The organism is Streptosporangium sp. NBC_01810, assembly GCF_035917355.1.
Classification (GTDB): domain Bacteria; phylum Actinomycetota; class Actinomycetes; order Streptosporangiales; family Streptosporangiaceae; genus Streptosporangium.
Genome location: NZ_CP109070.1, coordinates 2,359,243 through 2,377,527, shown reverse-complemented (window position 1 = coordinate 2,377,527; position 18,285 = coordinate 2,359,243). Strand labels below are relative to the sequence as shown.

14 protein-coding genes are annotated in these 18,285 nt (G+C 68.2%); 1 reads left to right on the top strand and 13 read right to left on the bottom strand.

All coding sequences use genetic code 11. From position 1 onward, the window contains the following. Positions 1 to 169: 169 nt before the first annotated feature. From OIE13_RS10810 to OIE13_RS10760, 11 genes are all read right to left on the bottom strand, one after another. Complete coding sequence (locus OIE13_RS10810; protein ID WP_326640525.1) at positions 170 to 1,624, bottom strand: NAD-dependent succinate-semialdehyde dehydrogenase; 1,455 nt, start codon at positions 1,622 to 1,624, stop codon at positions 170 to 172. 294 nt (positions 1,625 to 1,918) lie between these two features. Next, the gene (locus tag OIE13_RS10805) at positions 1,919 to 2,848 is read right to left on the bottom strand and encodes an NAD(P)-dependent oxidoreductase (protein WP_326640526.1); all 930 of its coding nucleotides are present in this window, start codon (positions 2,846 to 2,848) and stop codon (positions 1,919 to 1,921) included. A gap of 25 nt (positions 2,849 to 2,873) precedes the next feature. Then, positions 2,874 to 3,854 carry an alpha-ketoacid dehydrogenase subunit beta gene (locus OIE13_RS10800; protein WP_326640528.1) on the bottom strand — a complete coding sequence of 327 codons (981 nt, stop codon included), beginning with the start codon at positions 3,852 to 3,854 and terminating at the stop codon, positions 2,874 to 2,876. 75 nt (positions 3,855 to 3,929) lie between these two features. Beyond that, positions 3,930 to 4,958 (bottom strand): thiamine pyrophosphate-dependent dehydrogenase E1 component subunit alpha, encoded by a 1,029-nt coding sequence (locus OIE13_RS10795; RefSeq protein ID WP_326640530.1) that lies wholly within the window; start codon positions 4,956 to 4,958, stop codon positions 3,930 to 3,932. 17 nt (positions 4,959 to 4,975) lie between these two features. Continuing rightward, on the bottom strand, positions 4,976 to 6,226 hold the full coding sequence (locus OIE13_RS10790; protein ID WP_326640531.1) for a M24 family metallopeptidase: 1,251 nt from the start codon (positions 6,224 to 6,226) through the stop codon (positions 4,976 to 4,978). Positions 6,227 to 6,307: 81 nt separating this feature from the next. Further along, positions 6,308 to 7,309, bottom strand: coding sequence for an ABC transporter ATP-binding protein (locus OIE13_RS10785; RefSeq protein ID WP_326640533.1), 1,002 nt, complete (start codon positions 7,307 to 7,309; stop codon positions 6,308 to 6,310). Beyond that, a complete protein-coding gene (locus OIE13_RS10780) occupies positions 7,306 to 9,243 on the bottom strand; it encodes a dipeptide/oligopeptide/nickel ABC transporter permease/ATP-binding protein (RefSeq protein ID WP_326640535.1) in 1,938 nt (645 codons plus the stop codon). The genes OIE13_RS10785 and OIE13_RS10780 overlap by 4 nt, the downstream gene beginning before the upstream one ends. Further along, positions 9,240 to 10,184, bottom strand: coding sequence for an ABC transporter permease (locus OIE13_RS10775; protein WP_326640537.1), 945 nt, complete (start codon positions 10,182 to 10,184; stop codon positions 9,240 to 9,242). Before OIE13_RS10775 ends, OIE13_RS10780 begins: the two co-directional genes overlap by 4 nt. Further along, a complete protein-coding gene (locus tag OIE13_RS10770) occupies positions 10,181 to 11,545 on the bottom strand; it encodes an amidohydrolase family protein (RefSeq protein WP_326640539.1) in 1,365 nt (454 codons plus the stop codon). Before OIE13_RS10770 ends, OIE13_RS10775 begins: the two co-directional genes overlap by 4 nt. Next, positions 11,538 to 13,220 carry an amidohydrolase gene (locus tag OIE13_RS10765; RefSeq protein ID WP_326640541.1) on the bottom strand — a complete coding sequence of 561 codons (1,683 nt, stop codon included), beginning with the start codon at positions 13,218 to 13,220 and terminating at the stop codon, positions 11,538 to 11,540. The genes OIE13_RS10770 and OIE13_RS10765 overlap by 8 nt, the downstream gene beginning before the upstream one ends. 50 nt (positions 13,221 to 13,270) lie before the next feature. Further along, positions 13,271 to 14,827, bottom strand: a complete 1,557-nt coding sequence (locus OIE13_RS10760; protein ID WP_326640543.1) for an ABC transporter substrate-binding protein — start codon at positions 14,825 to 14,827, stop codon at positions 13,271 to 13,273. 224 nt (positions 14,828 to 15,051) lie between these two features. On the opposite strand from OIE13_RS10760, the gene OIE13_RS10755 reads away from it, so the two are divergent. Next, positions 15,052 to 15,759: a helix-turn-helix domain-containing protein gene (locus tag OIE13_RS10755; protein ID WP_326640544.1), complete on the top strand. Its 708-nt coding sequence runs from the start codon at positions 15,052 to 15,054 to the stop codon at positions 15,757 to 15,759. Positions 15,760 to 15,985: 226 nt separating this feature from the next. Here the strand turns inward: OIE13_RS10755 and OIE13_RS10750 are convergent, their stop codons facing one another. Continuing rightward, a complete protein-coding gene (locus OIE13_RS10750) occupies positions 15,986 to 17,440 on the bottom strand; it encodes an MDR family MFS transporter (RefSeq protein WP_326640547.1) in 1,455 nt (484 codons plus the stop codon). A gap of 137 nt (positions 17,441 to 17,577) precedes the next feature. After that, a complete protein-coding gene (locus tag OIE13_RS10745) occupies positions 17,578 to 18,228 on the bottom strand; it encodes an LUD domain-containing protein (RefSeq protein WP_326640549.1) in 651 nt (216 codons plus the stop codon). Positions 18,229 to 18,285 lie beyond the last annotated feature (57 nt).

Below are 18,285 nucleotides of genomic sequence, written 5' to 3'. Positions count from 1 at the left end.
GAGTCATGCGGCCAACAGACGGCGCATCGTCGCCAATCGCTCACTCTCGGTGTCGTCAGGCATGGGCTACCCCTTCTGACCTGGAGTAACCGCCCTGAACCGGCCCTGCCACCGGGCTACGCCGACCAGGAGATCAGCGGACGCCACGGCGCGATACACCCCGAGGGATTCACCAGGAGGTCGCGATGTACTTGGTCTCGGTGTACTCCAGCATTCCTTCGTGGCCGCCTTCGCGCCCGAGGCCGCTCGCCTTCACCCCGCCGAACGGGGCAGCCGGGTCGGAGACCACGCCTCGATTGAGCCCCACCATCCCTGTCTCCAGCGCCTCGGCGAGCTGGAGCCCCCGGCGCAGGTCCGCCGTGTACACATAGGAGACCAGCCCGTGTTCGGTGTCATTGGCGAGTTCGACCGCCTCCGCGACGCTGCCGAACCTGACGATGGGCGCCACCGGGCCGAAGATCTCCTCTTTCAGGATCGCGGAGCCGGCGGTGACCCCGTCCAGAACCGTCGGCTCATAGTAGTAGCCCGGCCGATCCGGGATCCGGCCGCCGGTAAGTACCTTGGCTCCGCGCTCGACCGCGTCGCACACGAGATCGTGTACCCTCTCCCGCGCCGAAGCGTTGATCAGCGGCCCCAACCGGGTGTCCTCGTCCAGTCCCGGCCCCACCCGCAAATCGCGCATGGCCTCCGCGAACCTCGCACCGAATTCGTCGGCGACCGACTCGTGGACGTAGAACCGGTTCGCCGCGGTGCAGGCCTCCCCACCGTTACGCATCTTCGCGACCATCGCCCCCTTGACCGCCGCGTCGAGGTTCGCGTCCTCAAGGACGAGGAACGGCGCGTTCCCCCCGAGCTCCATCGAGGTACTGATCACCCGGTCCGCCGCGTCGCGCAGCAGCAACCGCCCGACCTCCGTGGAGCCGGTGAAGGAGAGCTTGCGCACGGCCGACTGGTCCAGCATGGTCTTGACGACCGTCCCGGAGCGGTGCGCGGGGATGACGTTGACCACCCCGGCGGGCACCCCGGCCTCCAGCAGGAGCGCGCCGATCGCCAGGGCGGTGAGCGGGGTGTCGCTGGCGGGTTTCAGCACGACGGAGCAGCCGGCCGCCAGGGCGGGCCCTATCTTCCTGGTGGCCATTGCGGCCGGATAGTTCCACGGCGTGACGAGCACGGCCACCCCGATGGGAGCGCGCTCCACCAGAATGCGGTAGTCGCCGGATGGGGCGGTCTGCACGGTTCCCGCGAGCCGTACGGCCTCCTCTGAGTACCAGCGGAAGAACTCCGCCGCGTAGCTCACCTCCGCGCGGGCGTCCGAGAGCGCCTTGCCGTTCTCCAGGGTGATGAGGGTCGCGAACTCCTCGGCGCGTGCCGTCATCAACTCGAAGGCACGGCGCAGGATGACCGACCTCTCCCTCGATGGCGTCTTCGCCCATCGCGGCAGAGCACGCGAGGCCGCGTCCACGGCGGCGACCGCGTCGTCCTGCGAGGCCGAGGCGACCTCGGCGAGGCGTTCGCCGGTGGCGGGGTCGACGACGTCGAGGCGGTGCGCGTCGGACGAGGGGCGCCACTCACCGTCGATGAGCAGCTCGGTGGGGCACCGTTCCAGCGCGTTCAGTGTGCTCATCGTTCCACGTCCATTCCGGTGGCGCCCGCTGGTGAGGCGGGCGGCGAGTACGGATCGGTTGTTGTCATATGTCCTCCTTGGGGCTCCGGGCGACCGCGGTCGTTCGCCCGAAGCCCCGGCCCGGGTGGGTTGCGGCACCGCGCCTCCACGGGGTTGTCACGAATTGGCGAGGACCCGCCGTCGGCACCGGAACATGCGGTGACCAGGACTCCCGCGAGACATCGCGGCGATACCCCCGAGAGGCTTGCGGGTCATCTCTGGTCCTTCCGCTTCGACGCCGACCTCCGGCGTCGCCTATCGGGCTTCTTGCGGGCGCAGGCCGGCCGCGCGTGCTTCGACCTCGTACAGGGCCGCGTAGTCCGACTCCGCGAACCCGTGGCCGATGGCCGTCTGGATGAGCTGGTGGACGATGGCGCCGACCGGCATCGGAACCTCCAGAGCGCGGGAAGCGCCAAGGCCGAGGTCGAAGTCCTTGCGCAGCATCTTGTTGTTGAAGGTCGGGGTGTAGTCGCGCTCGACGATCGCCCTGCCCTTGTGCTTGATGAAGACCGAGCCGAGCACGGAGCCGTTGATGAAGTCGACGAACGCCGCCGGGGGCACGCCACCCTTCTCGGCAAGCGCGGTGACCTCCACCAGCGACTGGGTGATCATGCCGAGCATGAGGTTGTGGCAGATCTTCACCAGCCTGCTCTGCTCGTCCGGACCGGCGTGGACGGCCGTGGGGGCGATGAGCTTCAGGTAGGGCAGCACGCGCTCGAAGGTCTCCTCGGGACCGGAGGTCACGATGGCACCGCCGCCCTCGGCGACCATGTGCGGGTTGCCGCTGATCGGGGAGGCCAGGAACTGCACACCCCGCTCCGCGGCGGCCTGCCGTACCTCCGCCGACGCCTCGGCGGACACGGTGGAGCAGTCGACGATGACGGCCGGCAGCCGCTCGCCGTCGAGCAGCCCGCCCTCGCCGAGAGTCACGTCGAGGAGGTCGGCCGATGCCGACACCATGACGAACACGATGTCCGCGTCTCGCAAATCGCCCTTCACGTCGACGGCCTTGGCCCCCTTGGCGACCAAGGGCTCGGTCTTGGCCCGGGTACGGTTCCAGACGGTCACGTCGGCGCCCCCGGCGAGGAGGCGTTCGACCATCACGGCGCCCATGCGCCCGGTGCCGAGCCAGCCGAGCCTGTCAGAGAAATTGCTGTTCATCGTTCGTTCCTTACGTTCGGTCATCTGCGTTGTGTGGAAAGCGCCCGGGTCATCGGGACAGTGCTGTGGAGACCGTGTCGACGATCCGGTCCACCGAGGGGATCGCGAGATCCTCCAGAGAATCGGCGGAGGGCAGCGGAATGTGCGGGGTGGTGATCCGTACCGGTGCGCCGGTCAGCGACGCCCAGCATTCTTCGGTGGCGATGGAGACGATCTCAGCGCCCCAGCCGCACAGCCGCGGGTTCTCCTCCACCGTGAACAGGCGCCCGGTCTTGGCGACCTCCGCCAGGATGGTCGTGGTGTCCAGTGGGACCAGACTACGCACGTCGACGACCGCGCACTCGATGCCCTGTTCGCTGGAGAGGCGCTCCGCGGCGGCCAGCGCCCTGGGGACCATCGCGGCAAGCGCCACGACGGTGGCATCGCCGCCCTCGCGCCGGACGACGGCCCGGCCGAGCCGGTCCACGATCTCCCCATCAGGAACCTCCTCCTTGGAGGCGTACAGGGCCTTGTGGTTGAAGAAGATCACTGGATCGTCGTCACGGACCGCCGCTGCCATCAGGCCCACGACGTCGGCGGCCGTGGCGGGGGCGACGACCTTCAGGCCCGGGATGGCCATGGCCCAGTTCTCGATCGACTGCGAATGCTGGGCGCCGAACCTCAGCCCGGCCCCGTTGCCGCATTGGATCACCAGGGGAAAGGACACCTGCCCGTCGGACATGTACCTGCTCTTGGCGATCTCGTTGGCGACGAGGTCCCAGCAGACCGCGAAGAAATCGCTGTACATGATCTCGGCGATCGGCCGCAGACCGGTCATGGCCGCGCCCATGGCCGCGCCGAGGATGGCCTGCTCGCTGATCGGGGTGTCGCGGACGCGGTCCGGGCCGAACTCCTCCAGCAGGCCGACGGTCGTCTTGAAAACGCCGCCGGCGGCGGCGACGTCCTCGCCGAAGAACACCACGTTGGGGTCTCGGCGCATCTCCTGGGCGATGCCGCGGGCGACAGCGCTCCGGTAGGTCAGCAAAGTCACGGTGTGTGTCCCACTTTCATGTTGCGGCCGGACGTACGGCCCGGCCGTGAGGATGGCCTGCCGCCCGCCCGGTGTTCAGTTACGCCAGGTCGCTCCACCATCACTCCAGACATTGGTGTGGAGACGTTCCGGCCTGGGCCATGCCCCCGCCTTGGCCTGCTCGGTCGCCTCGTCGACCTGCGTGATGATCTCTGCGTCGATCGCGTCCAGCACCGCCTCCCGGACACCGCTCGCGACGAGCCTCGAACGATAGGCGGGGAGCGGGTCTCTGGTCAGCCAGTCACGTACCTCTTCCGGATCGCGGTACTTGGCCGGATCCGCCCTGGAGTGCCCGCCGTGCCGGTAGGTGACCGCCTCGATGAGGGACGGCCCGCCACCGGCTCGCGCCTGGTCGACGGCCCGCTTCGCGGTGAGGTAGACCTCGTCGGGGTCGTTGCCGTCGATGAGGATCGAGGGCAGGTTGTAGGCGCTCGCGCGGTCGGCCGCCGGGTGGGCGACCGCGGTGACACCGTCGATTCTCGTGTACTCCATGTAGAGGTTGTTCTCGCAGACGAAGACGACCGGGAGTTTCCAGATGACGGCGAAGTTGAGGGCTTCATGGAAGGCCCCGATGTTGGTGGCGCCGTCACCGAAGAAGCACACGGTGACCTGCCCGCTCCCCCGGTACTGGGCGGACCATGCCGCGCCGTTGGCGATGACCAGCTGGGCACCGATGATCGCGTAGGAGCCGAGGATCCCGCGTTCGACGTCGATCAGGTGCATCGACCCGCCCTTGCCGTGCATGAGGCCGTTGTCCCGGCCGAGTAGCTCGGCCATGAGCGGAGGCAGGGGCGTTCCCCGCGCGATGAGGTGGTTGTGGCCGCGGTAGGTGATGAAGGAGTAGTCGTCCTTCCGCATGGCGGCGGCCACACCCGCCGCTACGGCCTCCTGCCCGATCCCGAGGTGGGTGGTGCCCTTCACCAGGTTCTGCAGGAAGAGGTCGTAGGCCCGCTTCTCGAACTTGCGGGCGGTGCTCATCGTCCGGTACATGGCCAGCGCGATCTCCGTCGAGATCGCCTCGTCGTCGTCCGTACCCGCGGGTGTGTGCGTGGCGTCGGTGAACATGGTTGCGTCTGCTCCGATCAGTACTCGTTGGCGATGAAGAGCTCTTCAGCTGGGAACTTCGTCAGCACCTCGACACCGTTGGCGGTGACCACGACCTCCTCCTCGATCCGGGCGGCGGACACCCCGTCTGTGGCCGGGCAGTAGGTCTCCAGGGCGAAGACCATGCCCTCCTGGATCTGCATGGGGCTCTCCAGCGAGGTGAGGCGACTGATGATCGGCCGCTCGTGCAGCGCGAGCCCGAGGCCGTGCCCGAACAGCAGTCCGAAGGCGGTCTTCTCGTCCTCCATGCCGATCTCGGCGGCGGTCGGCCACAGCCGGGCGACGTCGGCGGTGGAGACGCCCGGCTTGATCGCATCGATCGCGACGTCCATCCATTCGCGCGCCCGGACATAGGCGTCCCGCTGCGCGGAGGTCGCCCGGCCCACGTTGAACGTGCGGTAGTAGCAGGTCCGGTAGCCGTTGTAGGAGTGCATGATGTCGAAGAACGCCTGGTCGCCGGGGCGGATCATACGGTCGGAGAAGTTGTGCGGATGAGGGTTGCAGCGCTCTCCGGAGACCGCGTTGATCGACTCGACGTCGTCGGAGCCCATCTCGTACAGACGCTTGTTGGCCAGGGCGACGATCTCGTTCTCACGGATGCCCGGCTTCAGCGCCTCGACGATGTCCTGGTAGACGCCGTCGACCATGGCGGCGGCCATCGACAGCAGGGTGATCTCGTCCCGGTTCTTGATCTGGCGAGCGTCGAGCATCACCTGCTGGCCGTCGCGCACCTCGACGCCCTGCCGACCCAGCTCGGTCAGCATCGGCATGTCGACGATGTCCACGCCGATCGGCATCCCGCCCACTCCCGCGTCTGCGAGACGGCCCTTGATCTCCCGCACCGCGTTCGCCATCAGATCGGCCGCCGGGGGCACGGCGCCGCGCATGGTGGTCCACGACGACAGGCAGTTCTCCGGCTTCATCCACGGCGCATACATCCGGTTGTGCACCGCGGCCGATCCGAAGTCCCACAGAATGAGCTCGCCGGTACGGGTGTAAACGGCGTAACGGGACAGCTTCTCCCTGGTCCACTCGCCGATCGCGATGCCGGTCAGGTAGCGGATGTTGTTGTTGTCGAACACCAGCACCGCGCCGAGCTCGGACGCCTCCAGCGCCTGCTGGATACGTTCGATCCGGTAGCGCCGGAGCCGGTCGAAGTTGACGCGCTCCTCGAAGTCGACGAGCGCGTGACCGGGAGCCGGAGCCACGGGCATGCTTGGAACGGTCATATGTATCTCCTGAGGGATTGGCGAAGACGCACGGCTCGTGCCGGTCTTCCGGCACGGACCGTACTTCTGTCGATCGGGTGATCAGCCGCGTACGAGGGCGGCGTGGTGGCAGGCCACCAGGCGGTCCGGTGACTCGAAGGCCTCCGGACGCGGTGCCGTCGTCCTGCACACGTCATCGGCCCAGGCACAGCGTGTGTGGAAGGGACAGCCAGGTGGGGGGTCGAGCGGGCTGGGGGGTTCGGATCCGGGCCCCAGTTCCCTGCGCCGGGCCGTTCTTTCTGCCTGGCGGTCAGGGTCGGCGACGAGGGTCGAGGCCAGCAGCGTCTGTGTGTAGGGGTGCGCCGGGGTGTCGTAGACCTGCTTCGCCGGTCCCAGCTCGGCGAGGCGCCCGAGGTAGAGCACACCGATGGTGTCGCTGACGTGGCGCACGACGTCGAGGTCGTGGGCGATGAACAGGTAGCTGACGCCCAGATCCCGCTGGAGATCCATGAGCAGGTTGATCACCTGGCTCTGGGTGCTGACGTCGAGAGCGCTGACCGGCTCGTCGCAGACGATGAGCCGGGGCTTGGTCGCCAGCGCTCGCGCGATGGCCACGCGCTGGCGCTGCCCACCCGAGAGCTCGTGCGGGTAGCGGTGTGCGTGGTAGGCGGGCAGTCCGACGCTGTCGAGCACGGAGACGACCTCGCGGTCGCGTTCCCGGCTCGATAGACGTCGGTGACGTCGCATGACCTGCCCGATGGTCACGCCGATCGTCTGGCGGGGGTTGAGCGACGACATCGGGTCCTGGAAGACCACCTGCACGTCGCGGTTGAAGGAGAGCGGGGGTCTGCGGCCGAAGGCGGCGACGTCGTTTCCGTCGAACACGACGCGCCCCCCGGAGATCGGAGCCAGCCGCAGGATGGCCCGGCCGATTGAGCTCTTGCCGGATCCGGACTCCCCGACGAGCCCCAGGGTCTCCCCGCTCCCGATGGCGAAGCTGACGTCGCGTACGGCGGTGAGGGTGGTGGAGCGTCCGACGATGCTCCGGCCGAGCGGATATCTGACGGTGAGGTGCTGAACGGACAGCAAGGGTTCGCCACTCATCGAGCACCTGCCAGCTTCAGCTCGGCGGTCCTGCGGCACCGTACTCCGTCGTCGAGCAGTACGGCGTCGGTCGCGCACGTTTCGACCGCGTACGCGCAACGCGGGTGGAACCGGCAGCCCTGCGGCCACGCCCAGGCGGGTGGCACCCGTCCCGGAATGGTGGCGAGCGTCGTGCCGTGGCCGTCACCGTGCGGCATGGCCGCGAGCAGCGCCTCGGTGTAGGGGTGGCGGGGCTGTGTGAACGTCCCTCTCACGGTGCCCACCTCGACGACCTGCCCGGCGTACATGACGCCGACCCGGTCGCACAGGTCCGCCACCACTCCGAGGTCGTGGGTGATGAGCAGGACGGACATCGACAGGCGTTCACGGAGCTCGGCCAGCAGATCCAGCACCTGCGCCTGGAGCGTGACGTCGAGCGCCGTGGTCGGTTCGTCGGCGATGAGCAGCTCGGGGTCACAGGCCAGCGCACCGGCGATGACGACGCGCTGGGCCATGCCTCCCGAGAACTGGTACGGATAGTCCAGCAGCCGCTTGCGCGGTGCGGGAACGCCGACCAGTGCGAGCAGTTCCGCCGCCCGTTCCTCCGCCTGGGCATGGGACATGTCACTGTGCGCCCGGATCGAGTCCGCGAGCTGGCGCCCCACGGTGTGCACCGGGGACAACGCCGAGATCGGATCCTGGAACACCATGCCGATCCGGCGCCCGCGGGTCCGGCGGAGTTCGTCGCCATCGAGCCCGGTGAGCTCGGTTCCGCCGAGCCTGACCGACCCCGAGGAGACGGCGACGCCCTTGGGCAGCAGCCCGAGGATGGCGGAAGCGGTGATGGATTTGCCGCACCCCGACTCTCCGACGAGGCCGAAGGTCTCTCCGCGTCCGATGTGGAACGACACCTCTGACACCAGCTCGGCGCCCGCGCCGCCGGTGACGGTCAGCCCCTGGACGGCGAGCAGCGCGTCGGCGGGCGGAGCGTCGGCTGCGGTCCTGGCCTCGGCCGGCCGCTCCTTCACCGACAGCGGCCGCGCCTTCTTGACGGGGGTGGCGGAGCCGCGCGGGGAGCCGACGTCGCGCAGGCCGTCGCCCAGCAGGTTGAACACGAGCACGCTGAGGGTGATGGCCACCCCGGGCAGGATCGCCAGCAGTGGCTGCTCGCTGACGTGCTGTCGCGCGGCGTCGAGCATCGACCCCCAGCTCACCTGGGTGGAGTCGACACCGATGCCCAGGAAGCTCAGGGTCGCCTCGATGAGCAGGGCCGTACCGAGGGCGATCGAGGCCTGCACGATGAGCGGCGGGGCGATGTTGGGCAGCACCTGCCTGAACATGATCGCCGACGGTCGCAGGCCCACCACCTTGGCCGCGTCCACGTAGAGCCGTTCGCGTTCGGCGAGGACGACCGCCCTGGAGATCCTCATGAAACTCTCCGCGAAGACGATGCCCACGGCGAGCATCGCCTTGCCCAGGCCGTTGCCGATGACGGCCACTAGAGCCAGGGCCATGAGCAGCGCGGGTATCGACTGCATGACGTCCGCGATCCGCATGCCCACCCGGTCCCACCAGCCTCCGCGGTATCCCACGAAGATGCCGAGGCCCACCCCCAGAACGAGACCGATCGCCACGCTCTGCGCTGAGGCGATCAGCGCCGTCCGGGTGCCGTATACAAGACGCGACAAGGTGTCCCGGCCGAGGTCATCGGTGCCCAGCAGATGGACGCCGCTGGGACCTGCCAGCCTGTGCTGGACATCGGGTTGGAGGGGGTCGTACGGCGCCACCAGCGGAGCCGCCACGGCGAGGACGAGCTGGAGCGCCAGAATGGCCAGGCAGACGAGCGTGACCGGCTGCCGAAGGGCCCGGCGCAACATTCCGGACGTGCGCGGGACGTCCGGGGCGTCGCCGGAGGTCGCGCCGGCGGCGGCGAGGGCGACGGGTTCTGTGGTCACTGTGGCCTCACCTTCGGGTTGATCAGGCCGTACGCGATGTCGGCGGCGAGGTTGACCAGCAGGACGATGACCGCGACCACCACGATCGTGCCCTGCAGCACCGGGTAGTCGGCCCGTACGACGCTGTCCATGAGCAGCGTCCCCAGGCCGGGGACGGCGAAGATGCGCTCGATGACGAAGCTGACCGCGACGAGCACCGACATCTGGATGGCGACGACGGCGAGCACCGGCACCATCGCGTTCTTCGTCGCGTAGCGCAGGACGATGGTCCTCCGGCGGATCCCTCTGGCCAGCAGGGTCTGCACGTAGGGCGAGTCCAGGGCCTCGATCATCGCGCTGCGCACCTGGCGGGCGATGACCGCGGCTGTGTGCACGCCCAGCGCGAACGTCGGAAGCACCAGGCCCATGAGCCAGGCCACCGGATCCTCGGTGAGCGGTGTGTATCCGATGACCGGGAACCACCCCAGGTTCACCGCGAAGACAAGGGCCAGCAGCAGCGCCAGCCAGAAGCTCGGGACGGCCAGGGCCACCGAGACCAGCACCGTCAGGAGACGGTCGGCCGGGCTGCCCGGGCGCAGCGCGCCCAGGACACCGAGGGGAATGCCGATGACGAGCGCGATGGCCATGCCCCCCACGGCGAGGGAGAGCGTGATGCCGATGCCGTCGGCGATCGACTGTGACACCGGAAGGCTGGTGTAGAGCGATGCGCCGAGGTCGCCGCCCAGTGCCGACAGCAGCCAGGAGACATACTGCTCCGCGACCGGCCTGCCCAGGCCGAGCTGCTCGGCGAGCATCCGCTTGTCCTCGATCGAGGCCCCCTCACCAAGGATCTGCGCGACCGGGTCGATCGGCGCCGCGTGGACGAGGAGGAACACGAACAACGAGACCAGCAGCAGCGTGGGCAGGGCCGACAGCAGCCGTCCGGCGACGAACTTGATCACGCGACCGGTTCTTTCCTGAGGTGTGGCGGCATGGCGCGGTGGCTCTCGCCGAGCACCCGCTTCCTGACTCGCTGCACGGCCGCGCCCGCGTCACCCGCGTCCAGGTCGGTGAGTTTTCCGCCCTGCTTGCGCACGACGCCACCGATCACGACACTGTCCACGTCGGCCGGGGAGGTCCGCAGCACGACGTGGTCGGCCGGGTCCCCGAGGCCCATGCCGTAGGGGCCGGGGTCCACCACGATCAGGTCGGCCAGGTAGCCGGGGGCCAGCCTGCCCAGGTGATCGCCAAGGCCGATGGCACGGGCGGCGTTGACCGTGGCGAACTCCAGCATGTGCCGGGGGTCGACCAAGGGCACGCCGGGCCGCCTGGTCTGCGGCCGGCCCGCCTCGCGCTCCTCAGCGGCCTGGATCCAGCGCATCAGCGCGAAGGTGAGCCGCATCTGGGCGAACAGGTCGACGTTGCTCCGCGCCGCCGTGTCCACACCGAGACTCGGGGTGACCCCGGCGCGCAGGGCACGGCCGATTACGGTCATGGAGCGCCCACCGCCGAACTCGCCCTCCGGGGTGAAGGAGATGCCCCCTCCGCAGTCGGCGAGCATTTCCAGCTCGTCGTCGGCGGCGACGTTGGCGTGCGCGGGAAGGATGTCGCCGCCCAGCAGGCCGAGGCCGTGCAGCTCGCGGATCTGGCCGCCGACGTTCTGGTGGAAGGTCATCGGCAGGCCCAGCTCGCGGGCCATCGAGACCTCGGCCTCGACCTGCTCGACCGAGCGGTACTCCATGGACGACACGGCCATGCCGATCCGGATGAGCGAGGCGGGGTCGGTGCCCACCTCGCCTCGCAGGTCGCGGACCTTGTCCAGGCGCCACTGGTGGTCGACGCCGAGCTGGTCGAAGCTGCCCAGCATGCCGAAGCCGAACAGGGCGCGCTGGCCGTTGTCACGGTGGGCGCGGAGCGACGCGTCCGCGGCCTCGGGCGACATGATGTTGTGGCAGAAGTCGAGCACGCCGGTCACGCCGCCGTCGATCATCTCGACGCCCGCCGCGAACGTGGCGTCGTACATGTCGGCGGGGGTGAAGCTCTCCCGCAGCGAGAACACGTTGTCCTGGTAGTCCTCGGAGGTCCACCCGCTCGCGTAGAGCCCCTTGAGCGGCGTCTGCCACGAGTGCATGTGCGTGTCGATGAGACCGGGCAGCACGATCATGCCTCGGGCGTCGATCTCCTCGGCGCCCTCCGCGGACAGGCCGGAGCCTACCGCCGTGACGTGCTCGTCCTCGATGAGGACGTCACCCAGGACGTCTCCCAGCACGGGGTCCATGGTGAGGACGATTCCGCCCTTGACGAGCAGGCGACGTTCAGACACGAGACACTCCCAGGGGTCGGGTCACGGTGGTGACGGGCAGGTTGTCGAACGGCTCGGCGCGGTACACGACCTGGCCGCCGACGATGGTCAGAAGGGACTCAAGGAGCGGGATCCGCTCCACCTCGACTGCGAAGTAGTCCTCGCTGAGGACCGCGAGGTCGGCCAGGTAACCGGGCTGGAGGCGACCGCGCTCGGCCTCCTCGAAGCTGAACCAGGCACCGGAGGCGGTGTAGCCGCGCAGTGCTTCCTCGCGGGAGAGCAGGTTGTGCGGGGCCAGTGTCCGGTTGCCGTGGACGGTGAGACCGGTGAGGAACCACGCGAGCGTGGTGAAGGGGTTGTAGGACGCGACGCGCATGGCGTCAGAACCGAGGCCCACCGGAAGGCTCATCTCCAGCATCTTCCGGAACGGCGGCGCCTCGGCGACGACCTCCGCTCCCCAGATCTTCAGCGCGTCCTCGCCCTGGAAGCGGAAGAGGCCCTGGGCGAGCACGCCGCCACCGAGCGCCTTCAGCCGCTCAAGGTCGACGGGCTTGAGCGGCTCGGCGTGCACGAGAGACCAGCGCAGGCCGCTGATGTCGTACTCGGCGTGCACCTTCTCCCAGGCGGACAGGATCGCGTCGATGGTCTCGTGCTGGTGGGCGTGGGCGTGGATCGTCCAGCGGCTCCTGGCCAGGTCGCGGAAGATCTGAAGGAAATCGTGCCGGGCGCCCTCGCCGACGTCGGCGGGCTGGCTGATCTTGTCGAGTGAGCGGTACAGGATGAGCTCACCCGCGCCGAGGACGCTGAGTATCCCGTCGCCCAGGTCCAGCGGGGTGAACCGCTGGTAGCCCGCGAACTCCTCGAACTCGGTGCCGGCTTCGGAGGGATGCACGGTCAGGCGGGTACGTACCGTCAGCAGGCCACGCCGCCACGTCTCGTAGATCGCCCGGTAGGTGTCGGGGCCGCTGTTCATGCCGCCGCCGTCGATGGCTCCGGTGATGCCGAGCCTGTTCAGCTCGCGGGCCATCGCCGCGGTGGAGGCGATCTGCTCCTCGAAGGTGGGGGTGGGCATCCTCCGGTAGAACCACTTCATCATCTGCGTGCCGGTGACCTTGCCGGTCAGCTCGCCGTCCGCGTCGGTCTCGAAGTGCTCGGCGCCGAGTTCGCGGACGAGCTCGTCGTCGAGGTCGATCGCCCTCAACGCCGCGGTGTTCAGGACCGCCCAGTCGTAGAGGAACTGCACGTAGACCGGGTGGTCGGGGGCCACGGCGTCGAGCTCTTCACGGGTCGGGCCGCGTCCCTCGGAGAACTGTCCGGGGTGCCAGCCGCCGATGGTCCTGATCCAGGTGCCGGGGGGCAGCGCGGCGGCCCGCCGCCGGATGGCGTCGAGAGCCGAGTCGAGGGTCTGCTCGTTCTCCCAGCGCACCTCGTCGTTCCAGGTGCGTCCGGCTCGCATGATGTGGACGTGCGAGTCGATGAGGCCGGGGATGACCCGCCTGCCCTGGACGTCGACCACGGATGTGGCCGGTCCGGCCAGACTCCTGATCTCGTCCGTGGTTCCGACGGCCGAGATGCGGTCGCCGACGACGGCGACGGCCTCCACCTCGGCGGGGTCGTCACCGGCCGCCATCGTGGTGATCCGGCCGTTGACGACTATCAGGTCGGGCGTATGGTGCGCAGGCGAGGGCAGAACCATGGTGTCTCCGTCTTGGTTGTGATGACGAGTGGGATGACCGCTTGTGGCGGTCACTCCTTGACCTGGGCTTCCTTGTAACGGAACACCGCGACGTCATTGTTCGTGGACACGATGTTGCCGACCTTCTTCGGGTTGTAGGCCCAGAAGGCGGTGTAGTCGAAGTAGCCGCAGTCGAGGGCCTCGTCATAGACGATCTTCGTGACCTTGCGCCAGGCCACGTCCCTGGCCTCGGGCGTCTCGGCGTTCAGTCCCTCCTCGACGGCCGCGGTGATCTCGGGGTACTTCACCTTGAACGGGTTGCCCGAGGCGTCGGGGGCGAACTTCTTGTTGTAGTAGTCGTCCACGCCGGCGCGCGAGCCGTCCGACAGGATCGCGAGCGGGTACTTGCCGCTCTCGTAGGTGCTCAGGAACTGGGGAAAGGTCGGAACCTCAAGCTTGACGTCGATGCCGATCTGGGCCAGCTGGCTGCGGAAGAGCTCGGCGATCGGACGCTGGGTGTCCCAGCTGATCAGGGTGAACGACACCTTGGGGTTGCCCAGCTCCTGCATGAGCTGCTTGGCCTTGATCAGGTCGAACGGATATCCGGGAACGTCGGGGTTGAAGCCCGGCTGTCCCTCGCTGAACCGCTGCAGATGCACGTTGCCCTTGCCTCCGAGGACCGCGTCTATGTAGTCCTTGGGGTTCAGCGCATAGCACATGGCCTGACGAAGCTTCTTCTCCTTGAACGTGTTGACCGTGTCGAACATCTCGGGGTGCCAGAGGACCGAGGGGAACCACTCCGACTTGAGCCCCTCCGTCTCGGCCTTGGCGGCCAGGGTCGGAGTGGTCCAGACGACGTCCATCTGGCCGGTGCGCAGCGCGTTATACAGGCTGTCGGCGTCGTTGATATAGGTGACCTGAACCTTGGCGGCGCCCACGCTCTTTGGGTCGTAGTACTTGTCGAAGTAGGTGAGGACGGCCTTCTGCCCCCTGACCGACCCCTTCGGATCGAACTTCCACGGGCCGGTCCCGCTCGGGTTCGTCTTCCAGCTGCCGTCGTCCAGCGCTTTGGGCGACACCATGTACGTGCCCAGGCGGGCCAGGTTCGTCAGGAGGCTGGGCGCCGGCCGCTTGAGCTTGATGACCACCTCCGTGGGGCTGGTCGCGGTCACGCTGGTGATCTCTTCGAGATCCCCTCGGTACGCGCTGGGTGTGCTCCTGACCCGCTCCAGGTTCTTGACCACGGCGTCCGCGTCGAATGGCGTACCGTCGTGGAAGAAGACTCCCTCGCGGAGCGTGAACGTCACCTCGCGACCGCTCTCCTTCCAGCCCGTCGCGAGCTGGGGCGCGATGGTGAAGCCGTCCTTGGCGAGGGACAGGAGGCCCTCATAGACGAGCGCGGTGTACGTCGCGTTCTGCTTGGTGATGGTCTCCCAGTCGTCCAGCCGCTGGTTGGTGCCGAACCGGAGGGTTCCGCTTGGGCCCTCCCCCGACACGGCCGCGGGCGGCGAGGCCGGGTCCGCACCACCACACCCCGCCAGGACGGTGGCGGCCATCACTCCGCACAGACCGATCAACACCCTGCGGCCGGCCGTACCGGTATCGCGTAGTGAACCTCTGTACAACACCGCAAGCACCTCCGCAGAGCCGTGGGGGCTCTGTGTGATCTCGTAAACAGCTTGTGCGTTATAGTGAACGCATGTGCAGTATCGATGTCAATAGTTGAACATTGACCGTTTTGGTCGCAGACTGGAGGGGGTTTCGGCCGTGCACAGACATGTGCCCGCGATCAGGATCTTGTACGGTTCGATGGTGTCCCTATGATTGGATCGTTCATGCCTGAGGAGGCTTGATGCACTCTCCCAAGGCCAGGGGGAGTTCCGGGCTCGGTAAGCGGCTACGGAACATTCGCATGCAACGCGGACTTTCCCTGCGCGAGCTCGCCAAGCGCGCCGGCTGTTCCGCCAGCCTGATCTCGCAGGTCGAGCGAGACCAGACCGTTCCATCCGCCGGCGTGGTGTACGCACTGGCCAACGAACTGGACATCCCGCTGGGCTACCTGTTCGGCGCGGGTGAGGGTGATTCCCCTGGGCATTCCGAGTTCCCTCAGCTGCTCTCAGCCGTACAGACAGCCGAGCAGAACCATGACCGGGCACCCCTCAATGGCCACACAGCCGCGACGACGATGTCTGTTGGCCCCGAACTCCCGCCGGCGGTCACGAGCATCCTGCAGCTCGGCGGATCTCGACACACGATCGACCTTGCCAGCGGTGTCCGCTGGGAGCGCCTCACCCCGCAGAAAGACGCACAGGTCGACTTCCTCGAAGTCGTGTACCAGCCGTTCGGGCGCTCCACCGACTCTCGATATCCGATCCGCCACGATGGACGTGAGTACCAACTCGTACTGGAGGGGGTTCTGCACGCGGACATCGGCTTCGAGACCTACGTACTCGAAGCCGGGGACTCCCTGGCGTTCAACCCCGCGACCCCACATCAGTACAGGAACATGACCGACGGCATCGTCCGCTGCGTCTCCGTCGTCGTGCACTACGAAACCTGACCCCACCCGCCTCGGCGAGCCGCAAGAGCTCGGTTGCGTACTTCGGACCCGGAGCCGTCTCGTGCGAGGCGTGGCCGGGGCGCCGCGAGGCCGGAAGTCCCGACCTGGGCCGATCATGCACGTTCGCCGACCCGGACGCGGTCGCGCACGTGCGGGATACGGATGTTCCCAGGCCGCCGTGAGCGCTCGGAGTCCCTCGGGACAACGAGCGCTCACCGTCGGGTACCTACCGGTCGGCGCCCGTCACTGCCGGGGCCGGACGCATGCTGGTGATGGCGTCGGCGTCGCGAACGCGCAGAGCGACGAGGAAGCCGAGCAGTGCGAGCGCGGTGGTGACGAGGAAGATGTCGTGGTAGGCGGCGAAGAGCGCTCCCTGCCTGCTGGTGAGATCGGCGGCGCGGTCGCCGAGGTCGCCGAGTCTGGAGTCGGTTCTCGTGGTGAGCAGGGTGGCGGCCACGGCCACGCCGGCGGCGCTGGCGACCTGGCGGGTGGTGGAGAACACCGATGAGGCTCGTGTGATCGCCGCCGGTGTGATCGTGGCGAAGGAGGCGGCCTGCAGCGGGATGACGGTGAGTGCCATGCCCGCGCCCATCACGAAGAGTGACAGCCGGACAACCCATAGGGTCGTGCCGGGATCCACCGTGATCAGTATCGCCTGTGCCGCGGCGATGACGGCGAATCCGGTCGCCAGCAGGCGGCGTGGTCCGAGTTTCGGGTACAGGCGGCCTGCCAGCGGAAGGAGCGCCACCATTCCCAGTGCCTGGAACATCGTGACCAGGCCGGAGCCTGTCGCGTCGACACCCATCTGGTACTGCAAAAGCAGCGGCACCAGGAACAACGCGCCCATCAGCGCTCCCGACGCCGGAAGCATCAGCAGGTTGCCGGTCCGGAACAGCCGGTCCTTCAACAGGCGCAGGTCGATCATCGGCTCGGCACGGGCCAACTCGATCACGCAGAACGCCGCCGCCAGTGCGAGGCCGGCGCCCAGTGGCACCAGCACTGCGGGGGTACCCCATCCCTCTCGGGCGCCACGGTCGAGGCCGAGGAGCAGCAGCGCGAGCGCGGCGCCGCCGGACAGGAACCCGGCGGCATCGAAGCGACCAGGATGGTCCGCACGTTCTTCGCGAAGTGCCACCGCCGCGAAGAGGATACCGAGCACGCCGATCGGCACCTTGAGGAAGAAGATCCACCGCCAGCTGATGTTGTCGACCATCCACCCGCCGAGCACCGGGCCGAAGGCCGGGGCGATGGTGGTCGGTATGGACAGCACCGCCGACGCCTTGGCCCGCTCGGCCGGGGGAAAGGCACGGAACAGCATCGCGGTGCCGACCGGGGTGAGCAGTCCGCCGCCGACGCCTTGGACGACTCTGGCCACGATCAGCTCGCCAAGGGAGCCGGCGAAACCGCCCCAGGCCGAGGCCGCGGTGAAGACCGCCAGCGCGAACAGGAAGGTGCGTTTGGTGCCGAACCGGTCGGCCACCCACCCCGAGGCGGGGATGAACACCGCCATACTCACCAGGTAACCGGTGACCAGCCATTGCAGAGTCTCGGTCCCGGCGCCGAAATGCCGGCCCAGCGCGGGCAACGCCGTGTTCAGCACCGTCATGTCAAGGATCTCCATGAACAGCCCGAACACGAACGCGGTGGCGACCAGCCACTTGTACGGCACCCGTCTCAACACGGTACGACTCCTGCCCGTCCGCCGATCGGGCTCCTGACGTCGGCCGATCGGACCGGATCTTCAAAGTGGACGTCGATCGGCATCGCGTGGTTTCGGGGGAAGTCAGTCATGAAGTCCTCGTTCAGGGATGTACGTGATCAGAAGCCGATGGGCTCGCGGACAAGGACTACGGTGATGCGGCCGGGGAACATCTCGTTGTTGACGATGAGGATCTTGGAGAGCGTGGCCGGTACGCCGTAGGCCTCGCGGGCGCGTACGTCCTCGCGGGGGTAGGCGTACGTTTCGATGCGGCGCAGTGCCGTATCGAGATCGGGCACGATCTTCTGGGAGCCGACGACCCAGATGACCCGGCCCGCGCCGAAGCTGTAGGGGCCGAGCTGGCTTCCGCTACCCGAGGCGGTCAGCAGCCGCCCGTCCTCGGTCAGTGCGTGGACGCTGCCGACGACAACGTCGGGGGCGGCGCCGATGGCGCGCATCTGGTGGAGTCGCTCTTCTTCCCGGAGTCGCATGAGTTTGGGGCGTACGGCATCGAACCGGCCGGATGTGTTGATGTCGTCGTCCAGGCCCGATGTGCGGAGCGTTTCACTGGAGACGGTGAGGATGCTCTCGTCGTCGGGCAGCATCCGGTTGACGGCGGCACGGGCCTCCGCCGGGGTGTCGACGATCTCGACGGCATAACCCTTCTCGCGAAGAGCGGCCGCTGCTCGCTGGAGCCGCTCCTCCGTCGCGGGCCGCTGGAACCGGGTGTCGATCGCGAGGCCGGTCTCGGTCGTGGTCGGAGTGGTCATCACAGTCCTTCGTGTTGGTTTGTGTTAGGCGGCGTGACGGGCCGGGGCTTGACACAC